Source organism: Mesorhizobium sp. UC74_2 (assembly GCF_042701485.1).
Taxonomy (GTDB): Bacteria; Pseudomonadota; Alphaproteobacteria; order Rhizobiales; family Rhizobiaceae; genus Mesorhizobium.
The window spans coordinates 4612604-4634671 of record NZ_CP170562.1; the positions used below are offsets into that span (position 1 = coordinate 4612604).

Sequence of the window (22068 nt, forward strand, 5' to 3'; positions counted from 1 at the left end):
CCGTCATCGAGATACTGGTATCGCCGAGCGTTTCGACCAGGATTTCGGCCTGGCGCCGGGCGGCGAGAATTCGGTTTCGAGCGCAGGCGACACCTTTGATCGGACGATGTCGAGATCGGCGTTGCGCGGCACGTTGAAGGTGATCTCCACCATTCGCGAAGGCTCGCGCGTGTAGTTGAGGATCCTGGCGTTCGACAGCTTGGAGTTCGGCACGAAGATGTAGACGCCGTCGCGCGTCCTCAGCTGCGCGGAGAACAGGCCGACCTCGACGATCGTGCCGACAATGCCGTCGGCATCGATGAAGTCGCCGGTGTTGAAGGGGCGCAGGAACACCAGCATGATGCCGGCGGCGATATTCGACAAGGTGCCCTGCAGCGCCAGGGCGACGGCCAGACCGGCAGCACCCAGCACCGCCAGGATCGACGCCGTCTGCACACCAAACTGGCCAAGCACGACGATGATCGTCACCGCCATGATGGCGTAGTGGATCGACTGGCCGACGATCGGCACGATGGTCTGGTCCTGCTGGACGCTGCGCGACAGCAGGACCGTGGCATAGCGGGAAACGATCCTGGCGATGAACCAGCCGGCGGCCAGCACCAGGATGGCGACGAGCACGGACCAGAGATTGGAAATGAGCCAGGCCGTCGAGACCCCAGGAATCACGTCATCGTTCACAAGGCACTCCCTAGGCTGAGTGGTGCCCCCTTCCGACAAGGGCAGAATGCCGGGAAGGTTGCATCGGATCAGAGCAATTCGAGGAAAAGTGTGTGGCTGTTTTCCGTCCGGAATTCGTAAAGTCAGCGTTTTCATGTTGCCGCGAAAAACCGAAAAGCTCCAGGCGCCGCGTGGCGATGTCGCTTCAACCGAAGAGGCCCTTCGACCTCAGGCACTGGTACTCCGAACGTGCCGCTCGGGCCAGTTTCCATAATAAGAAATCCCGCCCGGACCGGAACCGGCCAGAACCAGGAAGCCACCGGCAAGCGCCAGGTTCTTCATCAGGACGGAAGGTTCGTGGATGTGGACGACGACGGCGGTGACCACGCACCAGGTGGCGAACAGGATGCTGATCGCGCGGATCTGGAAACCGATCACCAAAGCCAGACCGCCGATGATTTCGCACAGCGCCATCAGCCAGGTCAGTGTGGTCGGCGCTGGCAGGCCGAGACCGTCGAGATAGGCGGCCAGATCGGGGATGTTCCAGAATTTCTGCAGGCCGGAAACCAGGAACAGGAAGGCGAGCAGGCAGCGCCCGATCAGCAGCGTGAAGTCGTCCATCTCGTCCATGTGGCTTCCATCCATCGACCGGCCCTGGTCTCCACGCCCTGTGTATGAGGAGACACCGAAAGCCGCACGATTATTCCCCTCGCCGGCCAGACAATTTGTCTTGAACGGGGAGTGAGGCGATATCCTGCCTCCAGTGGAGCGCAGCTGTTCCTGAGGCGATGCGGATGGAGGCGCGCCTGGCCCCTACCCATGCACGCGCCCCAGGAAATCGCGCGTCAAATCGATGACCTGGTCGAGATGTGTCTCCAGCAGCCAACGCATCATTCACCGCCACCGTTCCGGAAATTGCCCCGGCACGGCCGGTGCGGCGATTGCGACCCAGTCCGTTTGCCAGCCCGCATGCCGACATTTTTGGAACGGCTGTGTCGGCAGACGGTTTCCTGAATACCGATGGTCTTCTCCATCGGCGTTCAGGGTTTACGGGAGACAATCATGGGTCGCGGAATTCTACTCTGGCTGCTGGGCGTGCCGATTCCGATCATCATCCTTCTGGCCCTCTTCGTGCGATAGGAGGACATCATGACCATTCTGACCACAGACGTTCCGGCCACCGACGTCGCCGTCGCAACCGAGTCGTCGTCTTCCGCCGTCAGCTGGGGCGCGATCATTGCCGGCGCGCTCGCCGCTTCGACGCTCACCTTGATCCTGATGCTGCTCGGTTCGGGTCTCGGCCTGACCATGGTTTCGCCATGGTCGAACGAGAGCACCAGTGTGACGACTTTCGCCGTGTCCACCGCGGTCTGGCTCGTCGTCGTGCAGTGGCTGTCATCCGGGCTCGGCGGCTACCTGACCGGACGCCTGCGCGCGAAGTGGGTCGGCATCCACACCGACGAGACCTTCTTCCGCGACACCGCGCACGGCTTCATGACCTGGGCGCTGGCGACGCTGCTGGTGGTGTTCGTGCTTGGCGCGGCGGTTTCCTCGGCCATCGGCACAGGGGTCCAGGCCGTATCGACCGTGGCCTCGGGCGCGGCGGTCGGCGCTTCCGCCGGAGCTGCATCGAGCACGTCCGCCGACAGCGGCGCCACATCCTATTTCGTAGACGCGTTGTTCCGTCCGGCGGATGCCTCGCGGCCTGCAGCGCCTGGAGCAGAAGGCGATGCGGCCGCGGCCGCGCAGGCCTCCCGTATCCTCGTTGCCAGCGCGGCCGCCGGCGAAATCTCCGCTGACGACAAGGCCTATCTCGGCAAGCTCGTCGCTGCCCGCACCGGCCTTTCCGAAGCTGATGCGACCGCACGCGTCGATGCCGTGCTTGCCAAGGTGGACCAGGCCAAGGCCAGCGCGCAGCAGGCGGCCGACACGGCACGCAAGGCCGGCGCGACTTTTGCGCTGATCAGCGCGTTGTCTCTGGTACTCGGCGCTTTCATCGCCAGTGCGGCGGCAGCACTCGGCGGCAGACAGCGCGACGATGAGGAGGCCGCCTATCTGGTGACATCCCGATAGGTCGTCGCGCGGGCCTCGGCTTGAACGCCGGGGCCCCCATTTTCCTGTGATGTTCCTCATGACGTTGGGTTTCTGAATGCAGCGCAAGCTGGATCTGCGCACAGGCATTCCCGTGTGGAACGCCTATCGCGCGCCGCGCGTGCCGACGCAAAGGCTGGCACGGGACGTCAAATGCGACGTGCTGGTGGTAGGGCTCGGCATCAGCGGCGCGATGATCGCCGAAGCGCTCACCGCGCAAGGTCTGTCCGTCATTGGCGTCGACCGACGTGGCATCATGCTGGGCTCGACGCCAGCGACCACCGCGCTGGTGCAGTTCGAGATCGATCAACCGCTTTCCGAGCTCGGCCGGCAGATCGGACAAGCCGACGCTGCGCAGGCATGGCGCCGTTCGCGGCTCGCCGTGACCAATCTTCGGGGTCGCATCCGCGAACTCGGCATCCGCTGCGACATGATGACGGCGGCATCCCTGTATCTGGCGGGAGATGTACTTGATCCGACGGAGTTGCGCGAGGAAGCCGAGGTCAGAGCCGGCATCGGTATCCGCGCCACTTATCTCACGCCGACGGTCCTCAAGGAAACATTCGGCATCGCGCGTAAAGGCGCGATCCTGAGCCAGGACAATCTCGCCCTTGATCCGCGCAAGCTCACCGCCGGCCTGCTGAAAAAAACGCTCGAAAGAAAGGCGCGCTTCTACGCACCGGTGGAGGTCATCGCGCTTGCACCCGAATCCGACGGGGTCGGTGTGGAAACCCGCGACGGCCCTTCGATTGCGGCAAGGCATGTCGTGCTGGCCACCGGTTACGAGTTGCTGGATATGGTGCCTTCAGACACACATTCCATCATCTCCACCTATGCCATCGCGACGAAACCACAGAAGGGAAAGCTCTGGCCGGGCGGGGCCATGATCTGGGAGGCATCCGATCCGTATCTTTACATGCGCGCGACCGCCGACGGACGCGTGATATGCGGCGGCGAAGACGAGGATTTCGCCGACGAGCAGAGCCGGGACAGCCTGCTGGCGGACAAGGCGCGTATGCTGTCGGGCAAACTGAAAGCCCTGTTCCCGCAACTGGATACGAGGGCGGAATTCGCCTGGACCGGCTCGTTCGGGACCACGACCACCGGCTTGCCCTATATCGGCGAACTGCCCGGTTATCCGGGCATCTTCGCGGCGCAAGGCTATGGCGGCAACGGCATCACCTATTCGCAAATCGCGTCGGAGCTGATCGCCACGGCGATCGCAGGCGGCGAGGATGGCGACACAAGGCTGTTCGCGTTTGACCGGACCAGCATGATGCGCCGGCTGACGGACATGGCAGGCAAGCTCGTCGGCTGAGCCGGACGGATACCTTTCATTCAAGGATGCTGATGTACAGAGGGCGGATCGGCGTTCCGCGGTCGGAACGCGCGACAAGCGAATGCCAGCACCTTTAGAGGAGCCGCATTGGGCCGGTCCCGCATCATCACCATTGCCAGCTGCCTCGCCATCCTGGCGGGCGTGCTTCCGATCCTGGCGACGTTCTACATGTCGTGGAGGATCGTCGAGACCCGCCGGCTGACGCAGCTTTCCGATCTCGCCGGCTACGCGCTGGCGCGCACCCAGGCGACGTTCGCGGACGCCACCGATGCGCTGGAGCAGGCAAAACAGCTGACGGAACCCGCCTGCTCGCCGGCACATGTCGAGGCATTGCGCCGGATCGTCGTCAACACGCGTTCCGTCGAGGACGTCGGCTATTTCGACAACGGCACCCTTCAGTGCAGCTCATGGGGGAAGCCGGCAATTTCTGTGGCCCGCTCACCCGTCGACATCACCATGAGCAACGGCATCGGCGTGACGGCCAGTCTTCACCCCGCCATCAGCGGCGGTACCCCTCAGATGGGCTTCCACGCCGGCGCCTATGTCGCGCTGACCAACCCCGCGCGCTTCGTCGACATCCCGGCAGGCAAGGATACGAAACTCGCCGTCCTGGCCGGCACGACAGAGGTGGTCGGCACCCTGCACGACCCGGACCAGCAACTGGTCCTCAAGCTGGCTGCCGGCATGACGCCAACCGGCCCTTTCCTGCATGACACCGCGCAGGATCGGGACTGGACAGTTGTCGCTACCGCGCCGAAGGTCGACGTCTTTCGCGACCTCGGCAACGATCTGAAGCGGCTCCTGCCAGCGGGTGCCGCCACGTCGCTGCTGATGGTCGGCCTCGTCGTGTGGCTGTCACGGCGACGCCTGTCCCTGCTCGGCGAGCTGACGACGGCGATCCGACGCCGCGAGTTCATCGTCCACTACCAGCCGATCATCGAACTGAAGAGCGGCATATGCGTCGGCGCCGAGACATTGGTGCGCTGGCGGCGCAGCAATGGCGAAACCGTACGGCCGGATATATTCATTCCCCTGGCCGAAGAGAACGGGCTGATCGAGGCCATCACGCAGCAGGTCATCGAGATGGCGGTGACCGAACTGAAAGACATCCTCGCCGCCGATCGCTCATTGCACATCGCCATCAACCTTGCCGCCGACGACATCCGCTCCGGCCGTGTGCTGCCCTTCATGGCCAGGCTGCTGGACGCCAATGACGTTCATCCGCAGCAACTCTGGCTGGAAGCGACGGAACGCGGCTTCATGAACGCGGTACAGGCCCGCGCCACGCTGGAAAAGGCGAGACAGTCGGGCCACTCGGTCGCCATCGACGACTTCGGCACCGGCTATTCGAGCCTGCAATATCTGCAGGATCTGCCGCTCGATGCCTTGAAGATCGACAAGTCCTTCGTCGACATCATCGGCACGGACGCCGCCACCAGCGCGATCACGCCCACATCATCGACATCGCGAAAACGCTGGACCTGTTCATCGTTGCGGAGGGTGTCGAGCGGCAGGAGCAGGCCGACTACCTGGCGCAGCGCGGCGTGCACTACGCGCAGGGCTGGCTGTTCTCAAGGCCTCTGCCCAAGGCCGAATTCATCGAATTCTACCAGAACCGTCAGCGGGCGAAGGGGTCGGCGCCGGAAGTCATCCAGCGTCCCGAGGGCCGGCATCCTGCCGGCGGAGTCGGCGGAGCGACGCCTTTGCCGCGAAGTGCCTAACGACCAAGGGGGCGGCGCGAGAGCTCGATCAGTTCCTTCTCGTCGCGAATGCCGAGCTGATAGTTCGCGATGATGCGCGAAGCCCGTTTCTCCTTGTCATCGTCGGTTTCGCCGTCAACCGCAGTCGCCGCAAAGACCTTCATCAGCAGGTCGACCTCATCGGGCAAAAGGACCGCGGCGTCTTCAAGCTTTTGTCGGATAGGCAAGTGTCAGCCCTCGCAAACAGATGAATGCCCCGATGAACCGCGGCGGGCATGTCATCTAAATATGTGATTTGTGAGACATCGCCACGGCTTTTCCAACTTTCGCATACGCCGGATGGCCCAATGCGCCATCGGCGGCCGGTTGAAATTTTCCGGTTCGACAGCTGCAAGTTCCCGGGAAACATGGCGCGCAGCTTGCCAGCCAACCTTTACCAGCGTGAGCCGATCCGGACCGCGACGGTGTGATCCTCCCCGCTGCCGCTGCCAGCGAGTGCCGTGCTGTAGTCCAAACCGAGCAGCCAACCATTGTCGAGGCCGGCATCGAAGCCTAGCCCGATGCCGAGACGATCCTTGACCGAGCCCTCGACATCGAAACCGTAAGGCAGCCCATTGCCGAGGTCGGCGTAACCCACGCTGGCGCGGCTCGAACCACTGAAGTCATGCGTGTATTCCAGGCGCGCCTTCGGAGTGAACACGCCCCATGTCGTCGCCACGGCATATTGCGCACGCAGGCCAAGCACCCCGGCGAGCGTCGTCAGCGACTGTTCGCCATAGACGAGACTGAATGACCCCGCGCTGATTTCAGTGTAACTATCGAGCCGGGACCACGACGCTTCGAGCCGGCCGTAAGGCGACAGCAGCCAGCCGTCCCGCTGGTGTTCGTAGGCGGTCGTGAGCGAGCCGAACAGCTGCTGGCCGTCGCGGCCACCGGTGGCAAAGTCGCCTGTGGGCGTCACGAACCGGCGGCTTTCGAAATCGAGCCGGCTGTAGCCCAGCAAACCATCAATGAAGACATTGGCGAGCGGGCTATAGCTGCCATAGGCGGCGACGCTGAGCGCACTGGCTTCGCTGCGGGTACCTTTGTCGCCGATATCGGCGCTGTCGCGGCCATAGCCAAAACCGACGCCGCCGACAAAGCGGGGCGAGAAGCGGTAGTCGACACCACCGCTGATGCCGGCCAGCGTCTGCCTGATGTCGATGGCACCGTCGCGCTGGCCGAAATTGATGAAACCGCCAGCCCAGAACGCCATGGCGTTCTGCATATCGCCTTGCTTGCCGTCGAGCCTGTCCATCGGGAATCCTTGCATGAATACGGATTGCTGCCGGTCGCGCTCATCTCCGGTATAGCCCAGCGGTTTCTTCGCGCCGTTGGCGAGGCCAAGCTGGATGCCGACCGAATTGGCGTGCCGCTGGCCCTCGTCGTGCAACTGTTCCAGACGTCCGTTGAAATTGCGGGTCTGCGACGCGGCGAGACGGCTGGCCGCTTCCATCTGCGCCGCGATGAGGCCAGTCACTTCCGGGTCCTGCGCCGGATCGGGCCGGGCGGCGATGTTAAAGGTGACGGTGGCGGGCACTGAAACGCCCCATCTGTTCGACAGCGTGTAGGAGACCGCCACTGCGCCGGAGGCGGTCGCGGCCGATTCGAACACCAGATCGTAGCCGTCGCTGTTGGCATCGACGCGGGCCATACCGCTGGCCGCGGCGGGTGCCGCAACGATGGCCGCTGCCGTGAATGGTCCGCCGACGGCACCGGAGGTCAGGTTTGCCCTGGCCGAGGTCCCGGCCAGCAGGTCCACGCTGATGTCCTTCGCGACAGGAAGCGGCGCGGAGACGGTGAGCGTATAAGCCTGGGTAGCCGCGTAGCTGTTGGCATCGGTCACTTTCACTGTGAAGGCGAAGCTGCCCGCTACGCCCGGCGTGCCCGACAGCCTGCCATCCGCCTTCAAGGAGAGCCCGACCGGCAAGGCGCCGTCGCTGACGGCGAAGCTGTAGGGGGCGCCACCGCCGGTGGCGCTCAGCGGCTGGTCATAGGCGCTGCCGCCCGTGGCGTTCGGTAGCGTGTCCGGCGTGATCGCAATCGTCGGCATCTTCACGACCAGCGTGAGCCGCTGAATCCACGACGACGTGCCCGAATCCCTGGCAACGATCGAGAAGGCATAATGGCCGGCCTTGGTCGGCGTGCCCGACAGTATGCCGTCGGCACTGACTTTCAGCCCCGGCGGTGGCGAGCTGCCGAGGGCACGGGAGAAGGTGTAGGGCGCGAGCCCGCCAGACGCGGTGAAAGCCTGATTGTAGGGGGTGCCCGCCATGGCTTCAGTCAGGGTGTTCGGCAGAACGCCCGTAATCGGAGAGCTGCCAACCGTGAGTGTGTAGTTCCGCGTCGCAGGGGAGCCGTACCTGTCCTTCACCACGACATCGAAACTGAACATACCCGTTTCAGTGGCTGTCCCCCCGAGCGTTCCGTCCGGCGCCAGGAACAGGCCCTTGGGCAAGACCTGCCCGCTACCGATATCGTAGCCATACGGCGCGGTTCCGCCCGAAGCGGTCAAGGTCTGGTTGTAGGATGTGCCGGCCGTTGCCCTCGACAGCGCGGATGGCGCAATGGTTATCGTCGGTGCAGTGATTTTCAGCGAATAGCTTTGGCTGCCGGCAAATGGAGCGCCGGCACCTGTCGAATTGTCCGTCGCGACGATGGTGAAGGAAAAATCGCCGGCTTCCGTAGGCGTTCCCTCGATTTTGCCTTCCGTGGAAAGTTGCAGGCCAGCCGGCAGGGCACCACTCGATATCGAATAGATATACGGCCCAACCCCGCCGGCCGCGGTCAAGAACTGGCTGTAGGCCGTGCCCAAGACAGGCGTGGGCAAGGTTGACTGGTGGATCGAAATGGTCGGGGCGCCGATCCGCACGATAAAGCTTCGGCTGTCGGAATCTCCGGAAGCGTTGTCCTTCGCCGTGACGGCAATGCTGAAGCTGCCGGTTTGAACTGGCGTTCCGGACAGGACACCAGCCGCAGAAAGGTTCAGGCCTGCAGGTCCGCCCGTCATCGAGAATGTGTAATTCCCGGAGCCGCCGCCGACGGCGATGCCCTGGTTGTATGGTTCCCCGGCGACACCGTCGCGCAAAGTGGGAGTCGTGATCAGGAACGCTTTGACGGCAAGAGTGTGAGACGCATTGCTGCTGGCATAGATGCCATCGCCCGAATATTCCGCCTTCAGGGAAACCAGACCTGGTGGCGGAGCTGTAAAATACGGTGATATGGCGACCATGCTGCCGGCGAGATCCACCTCTCCGAGCAGCGCTCCGTCGGCGAGGAACCTTACCTTGCCCGTCGGCCATGGACCGCCGCTAAAGATCACCGGCATAACGGTTGCCATCAGCGTGACAGTTTGTCCGGGCATCGCCCGCTCGGGCGAGACGATCAGGCTCGTCGTCGTCGAAGCTGCTAACGCCGCCGACATAAGAGCCATCAACACAAAGCTGACGATGCTTGCCAGACCGAAAAGCGCGATCCCCCGATCGATGCCCCACTGCCTCATCGAATCCCTCGCCACCGTTCGGACGCCCCATGGAAAGGCCTGTCGAACTCCTCTGCATCGCGAGACGAGCGCGATAAATACGGCAGATGCCGTATTTCGACGTCGGCGCGGGTTCGATGGCTGGCGGCGATCCAGGTTTTTGCAACGAAGGATCCAGCGATCGATTGGTTGACGGAGGCGGTTTCGCTACGGCGCCAGCCTCGTCAAAACCGCTGCGTCGACCGACCGAGGGGCGAACCGATCCTATGTCAGAGCGACTTCGAAACACGCGCTCACGTGCTGAAGCACGGCAAATCGCTGCGTTCGGACGTCCTGGCTGACCACGAGGCCGCGATGTCCTATCGTCGGGATCGCATATATCGAACAGATGGAACCGCGGAGGAAGCCATGCTCAGGATCGGGTCGATCGTCTGGGGCGTGCGCGATGTGCCGCGCGCCATCGCATTCTGGTGCGCCGCACTGAACTACAAGCCGTTGCGGGAGCCGTCGCCGGACTGGGCCATCCTCGTGCCGGCCGAAGGGCAAGGCCAGCAGATGGCGATCACCGTCGTCTCCTCGGATGCTACCACGCACCAGCGCCATCATCTCGATCTCTACGCATCCGACCAGGAAGCCGAGGTCGAGCGGCTGCTGTCGCTTGGCGCGCAGCGGGTGGGCTGGCGCTATCCGGAAGGCGCGGACTATACGGTGCTTGCCGATCCGGACGGAAATACGTTCTGCGTCGTGCAGAAGCAGGGATAGGTCGGCGCCGCGCAACCCAGCTGCAGCCCATTGGGTGCTTGTTAGAATCGGGGAAGCTGTTCTGGTCCGGCCGCGGAAATATCAAGCAATCGAGGGCCGGCATGCAACTCCATCAGAAAGGCGTCGAGCTGCTTGTCACCTTGATGGATGCCATCGACCACCAGGACAAGCTGAAGCCGACCGATGTCGACTGGCTGCTGCGGGAATCGGCGCATGTGCTGGGTGAACTGCTGAAGCGCGATGTCCCTATCGATCGGCGGGAGGAAATCGCCAACGAGCCGTGAAGCCTCGGGTTTCACCGGCGGCCGCTGCCGCCGGCCGTTCATTCCTTTCGTTCGTTTGGCCTTCGTTCAATCGGCTTCTTGCCGACCCCGGGGGCCTCCACAGCCCCTGCAGCTTCAACGGGTCGGTATCGGTCCCGGCGCAGGGTCCGGCAGCGGCCCGGGTGGCGTTGGCGGACCCGGATCGGGCGATGGCGGTACCGGATGTGTCGGGCCGGGCCGTGTCTGAGCAAGCGGCGGGATTTCCTTCACCTCATCGGGATCGGGCATCGGGATTTCCTGTGGCAGCGGCTCAGGCTGCTCTACCGGCCCGCGTTGCGGCTCCTCATCCGGTCGGGGCTGCGGCTCGGGCGCAGGGGGCGGCAGATCGGGATCGGGCACGTCCGGTATATCGGGAGGCGGTTTTTTCGGGTCGGCCATGGCGTATCTCCTCGGGTCTCCCAGAGAGAACTGCCGGCAGGGATCCGATGTTCCGAAAAACCGATCAGCGGGTCTGAATGGCAGGCGGGCAGGTGATTGTGGCGTATCGGCCGCGATCGATCTCCAGAATCTTTGAACCCGCCGCGGCAAGAGCCCGTTGAGACAGACACTTCATTGAAGTGCTCCCAACTGCGCCGTCCAGTTCTTCTGGGCGGCTTTTTTATCGCGAACACTTTTGGGAACGCCGGGCGGCATCATCTGTTTGAAGGATACCGATGATCTTCCCACATCGGTATCACCCAGCCGGCCCGGTGCGTTCCCTCATTCCGCATCGGGTCGGTTTGACCCTTGCGTGGCGGTTCGGCAGTTCAGGCGAAAGGAACAAACGCCAGGGCCAGCAAATGCGACGACGTCGATATCCTCACCTCGATATGCCTGCCATTTGAAAGCGTGGCCAAACCCGCCGCAAGATCAAGCGCTATATCCTCGAAGCCGAGTACCCTGCCATCAAGCGGGAAACTCGCCTTGTAGGCTGCTTCCTTGGCCGCGAAAGCGATCTTGCCGGCGATGGCCGCATCGCAGCCGTCCAGCCGGTCGCGCGGGTTCAGGACAACAGGCTCGAGCTCCGGCGGCAAGGGCAGCGTTGGCTCGATGTCGACGCCAACACCGCGCATGGTTTGGCTGCGCGCGACAACGGCTATCGCGAAGTCGGCATCATGGGCGATAGACCCCACCACGCCGGCCGGCCAGACCGGCTCGCCTGTCTTGCCGCGCGCAATCGCAACGCCGGGATGTCCCAGTTGCCGCAGCAGCCGGCGGGCCAGCAATCGGCCGGCACCGCTGGCGTCGCGAGCGGCCGTCGTCCTGGACAGGATCGTTGCGCTTTCAGCAGGCAGGATATGGCTTGCGTCGCCCGTCTCTATGCGGCGGCAGCCGACAAGCAGGCCGGGTGGCGCGAGCATTGCCAGCGCCTGTTCCAATGTGCTGGCCTGGTGCTGAGAAACCGGTCCGGCAATCATGATGCCGCGCTCACGGCCTAGCGGCGAAGGTCGAGCTCGGCGATCATTTCGCCATCCTCGTCCAGTCCCTGCTCGACGAAGCCGAACGACGCGTAGAGCCGCCGCGCCCCTGTGTTGGCGGGCTCGTAGCAGATCGAGACCTTGCGCACATGCGCCAGGCCGGCGATTTCGCCGAGCGCCGCCGCGATGCCGGCGCGGCCGAGACCCCTTCCCTGCTCGCGGCGATCGATCATGAAGCGATAGATGTTTGCCTCGTCGTCGTTGGAAGCATCGTACATCAGGAAGCCGACGACACGGCCATCGGCCACGACCGCGCGCGGAACCGCATCGCTGTCCTCGCCGGCCTCCTCCAGCGAGTCGGCGTTTGAAGCGACGAAGTCCTGCTGGCCGGGCAGCAGTTCGAGGGCAAGGATCGCCCGGCGGTTCCGGTCGGTGACCGGCTCCAGCACCACCGAAGACGCCTTGCCGGTGCCCATCAGGCGCGGACCTTCTGCTCGACGATCGGCGTGACGATGCCGTGCAGCTTGGCCGGGTTTCCGCGCCAGACGGTGTTGGGCTCCAGCACCTCGCCCTTCATGACGAAGCAGTCGACGTCGGCGACCGAGCCTTCGCCCATCACCACGGCGTAGTGCACGAAGGCGGCCGGCGCCAGCGTGCAGCCGTTGCCGATGCGGATGTAGTCGGACTTGAAGGCGCCTTCCTCCAGCGAGTGCGCCTGGATCACGCAGCTTTCGTTGAGCGTGACGTCGTCGCCGATCTCGACCAGCGAGCGCTCGGTGATGATGGAGCCGCCGTCATAAAGCCGCTTGCCGACCTTGACGCCGACCGCACGCATGATGAGCGGCTTGAAAGGCGTACCGGCGAACAGGCGCATGATAGGCGAATCCGACAGCTTCCAATGGCGTTCATGGCGCCAGAAGATCGGATCGTAGATCGTCGCCATGCGCGGCTTCAGGCGCCGGAAGCCGAGGCTGATGCGCTCCAGGAAGATGTAGAACGGGATGGCGATCGCCGAGGTGAGGAACACCGCCACGAACAGCGCCGTCTGGCCCCATTCGGTGTAGTAGTTCAGCGCCCGGTCCCAGATCGCCAGCGTCAGGAACAGGATCAGCCATTGCGAGAACACGAACAGCAGTGCCGATATGCCATTGTGCAGGTTCTTGAGCGGCAGGCGGCGCTTGCGTTCCTCGTCGGAGATCAGCCCGAGCAGTTCCTTGTCGCGGTTGACGATGCGCGGGATCTCGAAGGGCGGCGAGCCGAGCAGGCCGACATTCTCGCGGACCGGCCCATCGACCGGCACATGCACCTTGGTGCCGAGCAGCACGTTGTAGCCGGTGCGCGAATCCGGCGAGTAGATGATGTTGTTGCCGAAGAAGTTGCGATCGCCGACCCTTGTATGTTCGAGGCGGAACGAGTTGGCCGACTTCTGCATGTTGATCATGAACAGGCCGTCGGACACCATGGTCTCCGAGCCGATCTCGCTCAACTGCGGGTTTTCATGGCGCTGGTTGGTGCCGAAGTTGGAGCCGGTCTGCTCGACCTTGTTCAGCTTCCAGCCGATGGCGCGCAGATAATAGACGATCGCCGATGAATCGCCGAACAGCGTGTTGAGCAGGCGCACGTTGCTGACCATCTCCAGCATCGACTGCAGCCAGTAATGGAAGCCGTAGAGCGAGTAGTTGCGCCCCGGCTTCAGGAACAGGTTGAACAGGCGTGGCAGGAGGGCCGCCAGCAGCACGCCGCCGACGATGAAACCGGCGACCGTGACCGTGGTGCCGATGGCAACGATGCCGATGGTCTCCTGATAGTCGTCGCTGACGTTTTCCCAGAAGGTGTGGAACAGCAGCGGGAACGGCGTGACGATGGTGAACAGGATGACGAGCTGGATCAGCTCGTAGATGACCCGGCGCGCGCTGGAGATCGGCACGTTGGAAATGGGCGAATAGTCGGCGGTCGTGGGAATGGCCGGCGAGCCGTGCCAGTGTTCACCGGCCGGGATCGCCTGGCCGCGATGCAGCGACGAGGCATGGCCGAGCTGGGAGCCGGACTCCATGCGGGTGTCGATGTCGAGCGTGGAGCCGACGCCGACAAAGGCGTTGTCGCCGATATGAACCGGCCCGGTATGGATGTAGCCGGCCTGGGCGCGGAAGCCGAGCACGCTGGATTCCTTGCGCAGGATGGTGTTGTCGCCGATGGTGATGAGATCGGTGCAGACCGGCACGGAACGGCACTCGATGACGGTGCGGTCGCCGAGGCGCGCGCCGAGCAGGCGCAGATAGAGGCTGTAGAGCGGGCTGCCGCGGAACAGCACCACCGGGGCGGTGCGGATCAGCGTCTTGACGACCCAGAAGCGATAGTAGCGCCAGCCCCAGATCGGGAAGGTTTCCGCCTTCCAGCGGCCGACCAGCACCCATTTCAGGACAACGGCCGCGCCGGTCAGGCCAAAGAACATGCCGGCCGACAGGATCACGCAGCGCATGTAAAGCGTGACCGGATCGTCGAGCGCGTCATAGACCCAGTCGAGGCCGTCGTTGAAGGCCCACAGCGACAGGTAGCTGTAGGCGGCATAGAAGACGAGCTGCAGGAAGCCGGTGCCCCAGTACTGCAGGTTGGTGGCCTTGTGGGTGAGCATCGGCTCGTTGGCCGCGACCGCCACTTCCGCCGGCGCGCGCAGGTGATCCGCCAGCTTGGCAACCGTGGGATGCAGGTAGATGTCGCGCATCGAGGCGGTCGACCAGTCCGGCCTGCCACGGACGCGGGCACAGAAACGGGCCATGAGCAGCGAGTTGGCGCCGAGATCGTCGAAGAAATGATCCTCGATCGAGACGCCTTCGAACTTCAGGACATCGGCCAGCGTCTCGGCGAGGAACTTCTCGTCGTCGTTACGGTAGTCGACCATCGCATTGCCGGCGGTGACGCGAACGCTGGTCGGCTTCGGCAGCTTGCGCAGATCGGCCTTGTTGGAGACCGTCATCGGGATCGCGTCAAGGCGCTCCAGATAGGCCGGCACCATATAGTCGGGCAGGCGCCGCTTCAGCTCCTGCGCGAGCAACGTGCGGTCGATCTCGACGACATCGCTCTTGGGCGCGAAATAGGCGACGAGCTCGGTGCGCTCCGGCTCGATCTCCCATGTGGTCACCGCCGCCTGGCCGATGCCGGGCTGGTCGAGCAGCACGGCCTCGATCTCGCCCAGTTCGATGCGGTAGCCGCGGATCTTGACCTGGGTGTCGATGCGGCCGCGATATTCGATCTCGCCCTTGTCGTTGATGCGGCCGAGGTCGCCGGTGCGGTAGATGCGCCCGCTCGGATTGTTGGGCAGGCCGATGAAGTCCTCGATGAACTTCTGCTCGGTCAGTTCCGGCCGGTTGAGATAGCCGACGGCGACGCCCATGCCGCCGATGCAGATCTCACCCAGTTCGTCGCCGGTGAGCAGACGCGGTTTTTCCGGGTCGAGGATGGCGATGGAATAGGTCGGCAGCGGCACGCCGATGGTCACCGGCTCATCCGGCTTGAGATAGGCCATGGTGGCGGTGACGGTCGCCTCGGTCGGGCCATAGGTGTTGAGGATCTGGCGGCCGGGTGCTGCCCAGCGGTTCACCAGCTTCTGCGAACAGGCCTCGCCGCCGACCAGGATGGCGCGCAGGCTCGGCACATCGCTTTCGACCGACGACAGCAGCGTCGGGCTGCAGGCCATGCAGGTGATGTGATGGAGGCGCAGGAAGTCGGCGAGTTCCTCGCCGACGAGCGGCTGCTGGCCTGGTGCCGGAACCACCGTGGCGCCGGCGGCAAACGCCACCCAGATCTCTTCCGACGAGAAGTCGAAAGCAATCGTCATGCCCTGGTAGATGCGGTCGCTGGGCTTGTAGCCATAGGAGGCCGCGGCGACGCGGATGAAGTTGCAGAAGCTCTGATGGGTGACGACCACGCCCTTCGGCTTGCCGGTGGTACCGGAGGTGTAGAGGATGTAGCAGGTGTGATCCTGAACGCCCTGCCGCGAAGGCGCCCGCGAGGGTAGCGTTTCCGGCTTCAGCGCGATCTCCGAGGCGGCGGAATCGATGGAGATGTGCGGAACCGGCAGTTTTTCGACGCGCGCCGCATAGGCCGAGACGCTGATGACCAGCGACACCGAGGCGTCCTCGATGATCATCGCCATGCGCTCCACCGGGAAGGCGGTGGCCAGCGGCACGAAGGCCGCACCGGCCTTCAGCACCGCCAGGATGGCGACATAGGTCTCGGCGGACCGGTCCAGCAGCAGCCCGACCCGGTCTCCCGGCCTGATGCCGCGTTCGATCAGCAGATGGGCGAACTGGTTGGCACGGTTGTCCATCTCGCGATAGGACCAGACCCGGCCGTCGGAGATCACCGCAGGCGCGCTGTCGAACCGGCCGGCGAGTTCGGCGAAAAACTGGTCGAGCCGCTCATCCGGCTTGCCCTTGCGGACGAAATCCGGACCGATCAGCAGCTGTCTGGCCGGCGGCGGCCCTTCCGGAGCCTCGGCCTTCCTGGCTGTGCGAGGTTTGCGAGGTGCCTTGACTGCTTCACTGGACATTTGGATATCGACGTTTCGGGCCTGAGGTTCACGCGGGATCGCGCTCGGAAAAATGCCTTAGCCGGTTGTTGCCATTACAACTATGACACCCGGAACCGAAGGCAATTCTGCCTGTGGATTGCGGCCGGCAGCGCCCTCTGGTGCCGAATAAAGGCAAATCTATGCCATAATCGGCCGAGGCGTGAAGACTCATGGGGCAAGAGCTGCGGAACGCATTCATGCCCTTGCCACAATTTGGTTTAAACGACTGCGGGCTTTGCCGCGCTGAGCAGATTCAGAGTGGCTTCGCACAGGCTTCGTCAACTTGGTCATTGTTCTGTCGCGGGTTCTGATCACAAAACCGTGTGTCACTTTGCGGCTCAGGGGTTGCAACAAACATCATGAATGATGCCGAAGCTCAGGTCGAAGAGCAGAATCTCGGCAGCCGTCTTTCACGGGTCATCGACCGCATCGTGGAACCGCGCGTGCTCGGGCCGATCGTCGGCGCGGTCGCCGTTGCCATCGCGTTCCTGTTCATCCGCGAGATCGGCGGCAAGATCCGTGTAAACCATACAATCGACGCCATCGCCGCCACATCCCTGTCGACGGTGGCGCCGGCGCTGGCCTTCACGCTTGTCAGCCTGATGGCAATGGCCTTGTACGACGTCATGGCCATAAGGCACGTGGCGCCGGAGAAAGTGCCGGTGCCACTCGCCCTGTTCGCCGGATTTGTCGGCTACAGCTTTTCCAATGCGATCGGCTTCCACGTTTTCGTGGGCGGTCCGGTCCGCTATCGCATCTACCAGTCGGTCGGCCTGGATGCCGCCGACGTCGGCAGGATCGTCGGCGTTTCCTTCCTGACTTTCTGGGGCGGGCTGCTCACCGTCGTCGGCATGGCGATGCTGTTCGACCCGGCCGGCGTACCGGCACTCAGCCTGATTTCGCCTGTCGACGACCGCATCATCGGCGGAGCCATACTCGCCGGCATCGTGCTGGTGTTGTTGTGGCTGTCGCAGGGCAAGCGGCAGGTCTCGGTGCTCGGATGGACATTCCCGTTCCCTTCGGCACGCAGCGCGGCGGTGCAGATCCTGATCGGCGCGGTGGATATCGGGGCAGCGGCGGCGGCGCTCTACGTGCTTCTGCCGGCCGACGTCGCACCGCCGTTCACCGTGTTCCTCGCCCTGTTCGCGGTTGCGATCATCGCCACGGTTATCAGCCATGCGCCCGGCGGCCTCGGCGTGCTCGAAGCGACGATCCTGTTCGGCCTCGGCGCCGGTACACGGCCCGACGTGATTGCCGCGCTGGTCGTCTTCCGTGTCGTCTATTATCTGATCCCGCTGGCGCTGGCGGCGCTGGCCCTGCTCGTCTTCGAGGTCTACCGCGTGCGCAGCGCGGTCTCGACCGTGGCGGGCCGAACGGTCGCGCTGACCCGGCATATCGTGCCGCCGATCAGCGCCACGCTGGTCTTTGCCGGCGGACTGGTCCTGCTTCTGTCGGGTTCGGTTCCAGCCAACGGCGTCCGCACCGACTGGCTGAGCGACATCCTGCCCCTGCCCTTCGTCGAAGCCTCGCATCTTCTCGGCAGCGTCACCGGACTGCTGCTCATCATCATCGCGCGCGGCCTCTACCGCCGCATCGCGCTGGCGCGCTTCGCGGCGATCGTCCTGCTTCTGACCGGCGCCGCCTTCTCCATGCTGAAGGGGCTGGACTGGGAGGAAGCGATCGTGCTGACCGCCGTCGCCGCCTCGCTGTTCATCTACAAGGACGCCTTCTACCGCAAGGGCGACTGGCGCTCGTTCCGGCTGGACGCCACCTGGATCGGCCTTTCGGCGATTGTCATGACCGCCAGCGTCATCGTCGGATTGCTGGCCTACCGGCATGTCGAATATCAATCGACGCTGTGGTGGGAATTCGCCTGGGACGGCGACGCGCCGCGCTTCCTGCGCGCCAGCATGGCCGTCGCCATCGTCGCCGCCGCTCTCGCCATCGACATGGTCATCAACCGCCCGGCCCGGCTGAAGGGTCCGGTGCTGACGCCGGTGCCGGATGCCGTGCGGCGCATCCTTACGACCTCGTCCGGCACGGAGCCTTGTGTGGCCTTGCTCGGCGACAAATCCTTCATGATCTCGCCCTGCGAGAAAGCCTTCCTGATGTATGCGCGCTCCGGCAGCAGCTGGGTCACCATGGGCGATCCTGTCGGCGACCCGCAGGCCGGCAGGACGCTGATCTGGCGTTTTGCCGAAGCCGCCGACCAGGCCGGCGCGCGTGCCGTGTTCTATTCCATCCAGCCGGAATTCCTGACCCATTATCTCGACATGAGCCTGGCCATCCTGAAGATCGGCGAAGTGGCCCGCGTCGGCCTGACCGACTTTTCGCTCGAGGGAGCCGTGCGGCAGCCGCTGCGTTATGCCTATGGAAAGTCAGCGCGCGAAGGACTCACCTTCTCCGTCATCCCGAAAGCGGACGTCGCCAGCGTCCTGCCCGAACTGCGCGCGGTCTCCGACGAATGGATGGGCAAGAAGCATGGCAGCGAAAAGGGTTTCTCGCTCGGCTATTTCGACGACGACTACATGCTTGAATTCGACTGCGCCGTGCTGCGCAAGGGCGACGACATCGTCGCCTTCGCCAACCTGTGGCGCAGCGGCGATGGCGAGGAGCTGTCGGTCGACCTGATGCGCTACAGGCGCGGCGTCTCCAAGATCATGATGGATGCGCTGTTCGCGCACATCCTGCTGCTCGGCAAGGCGGAAGGCTACAAATGGTTCAACCTGGGGGCGGCGCCGCTGTCGGGGCTTGCCGATCACCCGCTTGCCTCGACCTGGAACCGGATCGGCACCTTCATCTACAAGCGTGGCGACGAAATCTACAATTTCGAGGGCCTGCGCGCCTTCAAGCAGAAATTCGACCCGGTGTGGACGCCGCAATATCTGGCCTGTCCCGGGGGACTCGCCATGCCGCAGATCCTGCTCGATATTACGACCTTGATTTCAGGGAACCCGATCCGAATCTTCAAACGATGAAAATCCTCGCCTCCCTCCTCGCCCTGCTGATTTTTCTCTGCGGCACCGGCTTCGCCAACGCGCAATCCAATACGGCGGCATCGTCCCTTTCGGTCGAGCGGCTGCAGAACGTGCGCCTGCTGCCCGCGAAAGGCGACGCCAAGGCGATGGTGGTCTACTTCTCCGACCGCGCGGGATGGACCGCGAATGACGACACCATGACGGCAGCGCTCAGCGAAGACGGCAACGTCGTGCTCGGCGTCGATCTTGCCGCCTATGCCACGGAACTCGACAAGGCCGACGGCGTCTGCCTCTATGTCGTCGGCGAGATCACCGACCTTGCCCAGACCGCGCAGCGCCAGCTCAACATCCAGACCTATCTGCCGCCGATCGTCGCCGGCACCGGCGAAGGCGCCACATTCGCCTATGCGGCGCTGGCCGATGCACCGGCCAACACGCTGGGCGGAGCGGTCGCTTCAGGCTTTGCCGACCGGCTGACGCTGCGCCTGCCGTTCTGCCCCGGCTCGACGGCGAGCAAGACCGCCGACGGCAAGGCCTACAGCTATGCTTTCGACAAGCCGATGCCGGAGGCTGCGACCCTGTTCGTCGCCGCCGATACGCTCGACACGATCCGCACGCAGGCCGCCCAGCAGCCGAACATCAAGGTGGAGGCGCTCGACGTCGACAACGCCACCACTCAGATGGTCGGCACCGTTTCCTCGCTGGTCGATGCGATCTCGCCGTTCGGCAAGCTGCCCGCCGTCGACCTGCCGTCGACGACGCCGCCCAAGGCGGTCGCCATCTTCATTTCGGGTGACGGCGGCTGGCGCGACATCGACAAGACCATGGGCGAATGGCTGTCGACGCAAGGGGTCCATGTCGTCGGGCTCGACGCGCTGCATTATTTCTGGTCCAAGCGCACGCCGCAGGAACTCGCCGCCGACATCACCACGCTGATCAAGGGTGCCGACCCGCAGGCGAAGCTGCCGGTGATGCTGATCGGCTATTCCTTCGGCGCGGATACCATCCCCTTCGCCTATCCGCTGCTGTCGAAGGATCTGCAGGACCGGACGAAGGTCCTCGGGCTGATGGCGCCAAGCCTTTCCACCTCGATGCAGGTCACCATCAGCGGCTGGCTCGGCATCGACGACAGCGGCTATCCGGTGCCGCCCGCGATCGCCGCCCTGCCGAAGGACAAGGTGCTCTGCATCTACGGCAAGGACGACGACGAGGGCGGCTGCGAGGACCCGGCTGTCAAGGACATCACCAAGATCGAGACGGATGGCGGCCATCATTTCGACGGCGAATACACCGACATAGCAAAGCGGTTCCTCGACAAGCTCTGAGCATCATCCTCCGAGGCACGCGCGGCGGCATCATGACGGATCGCAAGGCCGCCAGGTCAGATCCCGATCCCGGCTCTGGCTCAGCACAAGATCGGCATTGCGCAGATCGTTGCCTTCGACCTTCCGGCGCGCGACATCGGCCGAGAAGCCCAGGTCGAGCCACCGGCTCATCAGGCGGCGCTGCAATTCCCGGCGTGGCACGTCGATGAAGATGGTGCAGTCGAAATGCTGCCTGAGCATCGACCACGGCCCTGAATGGAGGGCGAGATAATTGCCCTCGACAAGCACGTATCTGACGTTCTGGCCGATCATGATCGCGCCGGCCCTCGCGACATCGAGCGCACGGTCGAACACCGGGGCAACCACGTCGGGCTCGATGCCCCTGATCCGTCGCAGCAGGATTTCGATGCCACGACAGTCGAACGTGTCGGGAGCGCCCTTGTGCTCCCTGCGGCCCAACCGGTCGAGCAGGGCGTTGTCGAAGTGGAAGCCATCGGCCTGCACGATGACGGTTTCATCCGGCGGCAGCGCTGCCGCCAGCGCTTCCGACAAGGTGGATTTTCCGGAGCCGGGTGGTCCCGCCAGAGCCGTCAGGTATCGCCTGGAGTGCTGCGCGCGGTCGACGATCGCCGCCGCAAGTTCCTCTACGCTCGACATGCTCAGCCGATCTTCTGGCCGGTCTTTGCCCAGTCGGCGAGGAACTGCTCGAGCCCCTTGTCGGTGAGCGGATGCTTGACCAGGGCCTTCAGCGTGGCCGGCGGGATGGTGGCGACGTCGGCACCGATCAGCGCCGCGCGCTTGACATGGTCCGGCGTGCGGATCGAGGCGGCCAGGATCTCGGTGTCGAAGCCGTAATTGTCATAGACCTGGCGGATCTCGGCGATCACTTCCATGCCGTCAAAGCCCATGTCGTCGAGACGGCCGATGAAAGGCGAGATGAAGGTGGCGCCGGCCTTGGCGGCGAGCAGCGCCTGGTTGGCCGAGAAGCAGAGCGTGACGTTGACCATGCGGCCCTCGGCACGGATGGCCCGGCAGGCCTTGAGGCCGTCGAGGGTGAGCGGCACCTTGATGCAGACATTGTCGGCGATCTTCGCCAGCACCTTGGCTTCCTTCATCATGCCGTCGAAATCGGTGGCGGTGACTTCGGCCGAGACCGGACCCTCGACGATGTCGCAGATCTGTTTGGTGACCTCATCGATCTTGCCGCCGGACTTCAGGATCAGCGACGGGTTGGTGGTGACGCCATCGAGCAGGCCCAGTGCGTTGAGCTCCTGGATTTCCTTCACATCAGCGGTGTCGACGAAGAATTTCATGGCTGTTCATTCCTGGTTGCATGGAGGGGTCTGGCCAGTGCCTGGCCGGTCGAGTAACCGCCGTGGTGCCCCCACCGCGAACGTCCTCCAACG

The 22068-nt window shown here is 64.1% G+C and carries 16 protein-coding genes and 1 pseudogene; 7 read left to right on the top strand and 10 right to left on the bottom strand.

The genetic code is table 11. The annotated features are described in order from the left end of the window. Nucleotides 1-3: 3 nt before the first annotated feature. On the bottom strand, nucleotides 4-678 hold the full coding sequence (locus tag ACFJIU_RS22440) for a mechanosensitive ion channel family protein (protein WP_379063673.1): 675 nt from the start codon (nucleotides 676-678) through the stop codon (nucleotides 4-6). Between the two features lie 207 nt (nucleotides 679-885). Next, the gene (locus tag ACFJIU_RS22445; RefSeq protein WP_379063675.1) at nucleotides 886-1302 is read right to left on the bottom strand and encodes a DoxX family protein; all 417 of its coding nucleotides are present in this window, start codon (nucleotides 1300-1302) and stop codon (nucleotides 886-888) included. 504 nt (nucleotides 1303-1806) lie between these two features. Between ACFJIU_RS22445 and ACFJIU_RS22450 the strand changes: the two genes are divergently transcribed. From ACFJIU_RS22450 to ACFJIU_RS22460, 3 genes and pseudogenes are all read left to right on the top strand, one after another. Beyond that, nucleotides 1807-2730 carry a hypothetical protein gene (locus tag ACFJIU_RS22450; protein WP_379063677.1) on the top strand — a complete coding sequence of 308 codons (924 nt, stop codon included), beginning with the start codon at nucleotides 1807-1809 and terminating at the stop codon, nucleotides 2728-2730. Between the two features lie 76 nt (nucleotides 2731-2806). Then, a complete protein-coding gene (locus ACFJIU_RS22455) occupies nucleotides 2807-4066 on the top strand; it encodes an NAD(P)/FAD-dependent oxidoreductase (RefSeq protein WP_379063679.1) in 1260 nt (419 codons plus the stop codon). A gap of 189 nt (nucleotides 4067-4255) precedes the next feature. Beyond that, nucleotides 4256-5808 (top strand): annotated as a pseudogene (locus ACFJIU_RS22460) (EAL domain-containing protein). Here the strand turns inward: ACFJIU_RS22460 and ACFJIU_RS22465 are convergent. Together ACFJIU_RS22465 and ACFJIU_RS22470 are read right to left on the bottom strand one after the other, a co-directional pair. After that, a complete protein-coding gene (locus ACFJIU_RS22465; RefSeq protein WP_379063681.1) occupies nucleotides 5805-6014 on the bottom strand; it encodes a hypothetical protein in 210 nt (69 codons plus the stop codon). The pseudogene ACFJIU_RS22460 and the gene ACFJIU_RS22465 sit on opposite strands and share 4 nt — an antisense overlap. 206 nt (nucleotides 6015-6220) lie before the next feature. Further along, nucleotides 6221-9328: a putative Ig domain-containing protein gene (locus ACFJIU_RS22470; protein ID WP_379063683.1), complete on the bottom strand. Its 3108-nt coding sequence runs from the start codon at nucleotides 9326-9328 to the stop codon at nucleotides 6221-6223. 387 nt (nucleotides 9329-9715) lie between these two features. On the opposite strand from ACFJIU_RS22470, the gene ACFJIU_RS22475 reads away from it, so the two are divergent. Next, nucleotides 9716-10069 (top strand): VOC family protein, encoded by a 354-nt coding sequence (locus ACFJIU_RS22475; RefSeq protein ID WP_379063685.1) that lies wholly within the window; start codon nucleotides 9716-9718, stop codon nucleotides 10067-10069. Nucleotides 10070-10170: 101 nt separating this feature from the next. Then, entirely contained in the window at nucleotides 10171-10353 is a 183-nt protein-coding gene (locus ACFJIU_RS22480) for a hypothetical protein (protein ID WP_379063687.1), read from the top strand. A gap of 114 nt (nucleotides 10354-10467) precedes the next feature. Here ACFJIU_RS22480 and ACFJIU_RS22485 read toward each other — a convergent pair whose 3' ends face one another. The 4 genes from ACFJIU_RS22485 to ACFJIU_RS22500 form a co-directional block, all read right to left on the bottom strand. Then, nucleotides 10468-10770 (bottom strand): hypothetical protein, encoded by a 303-nt coding sequence (locus ACFJIU_RS22485; protein ID WP_379063689.1) that lies wholly within the window; start codon nucleotides 10768-10770, stop codon nucleotides 10468-10470. A 368-nt stretch (nucleotides 10771-11138) separates the two neighbouring features. Beyond that, nucleotides 11139-11789, bottom strand: coding sequence for a 4'-phosphopantetheinyl transferase (locus tag ACFJIU_RS22490; RefSeq protein ID WP_379063691.1), 651 nt, complete (start codon nucleotides 11787-11789; stop codon nucleotides 11139-11141). A 17-nt stretch (nucleotides 11790-11806) separates the two neighbouring features. Then, the gene (locus tag ACFJIU_RS22495) at nucleotides 11807-12265 is read right to left on the bottom strand and encodes a GNAT family N-acetyltransferase (protein WP_379063693.1); all 459 of its coding nucleotides are present in this window, start codon (nucleotides 12263-12265) and stop codon (nucleotides 11807-11809) included. Continuing rightward, nucleotides 12265-16338, bottom strand: a complete 4074-nt coding sequence (locus ACFJIU_RS22500) for a Pls/PosA family non-ribosomal peptide synthetase (protein WP_379063694.1) — start codon at nucleotides 16336-16338, stop codon at nucleotides 12265-12267. Before ACFJIU_RS22500 ends, ACFJIU_RS22495 begins: the two co-directional genes overlap by 1 nt. 380 nt (nucleotides 16339-16718) lie before the next feature. Here ACFJIU_RS22500 and mprF point away from each other — a divergent pair, with 380 nt between their 5' ends. Then, nucleotides 16719-19337, top strand: a complete 2619-nt coding sequence (gene mprF, locus ACFJIU_RS22505; RefSeq protein WP_379063696.1) for a bifunctional lysylphosphatidylglycerol flippase/synthetase MprF — start codon at nucleotides 16719-16721, stop codon at nucleotides 19335-19337. Continuing rightward, the gene (locus ACFJIU_RS22510) at nucleotides 19334-20662 is read left to right on the top strand and encodes an AcvB/VirJ family lysyl-phosphatidylglycerol hydrolase (RefSeq protein ID WP_379063698.1); all 1329 of its coding nucleotides are present in this window, start codon (nucleotides 19334-19336) and stop codon (nucleotides 20660-20662) included. Before mprF ends, ACFJIU_RS22510 begins: the two co-directional genes overlap by 4 nt. A 30-nt stretch (nucleotides 20663-20692) precedes the next feature. Here the strand turns inward: ACFJIU_RS22510 and ACFJIU_RS22515 are convergent, their stop codons facing one another. After that, nucleotides 20693-21319 (bottom strand): nucleoside/nucleotide kinase family protein, encoded by a 627-nt coding sequence (locus ACFJIU_RS22515; protein WP_379063700.1) that lies wholly within the window; start codon nucleotides 21317-21319, stop codon nucleotides 20693-20695. A gap of 2 nt (nucleotides 21320-21321) precedes the next feature. Further along, nucleotides 21322-21975, bottom strand: a complete 654-nt coding sequence (gene fsa, locus ACFJIU_RS22520) for a fructose-6-phosphate aldolase (protein ID WP_379063702.1) — start codon at nucleotides 21973-21975, stop codon at nucleotides 21322-21324. Nucleotides 21976-22068: the final 93 nt, after the last annotated feature.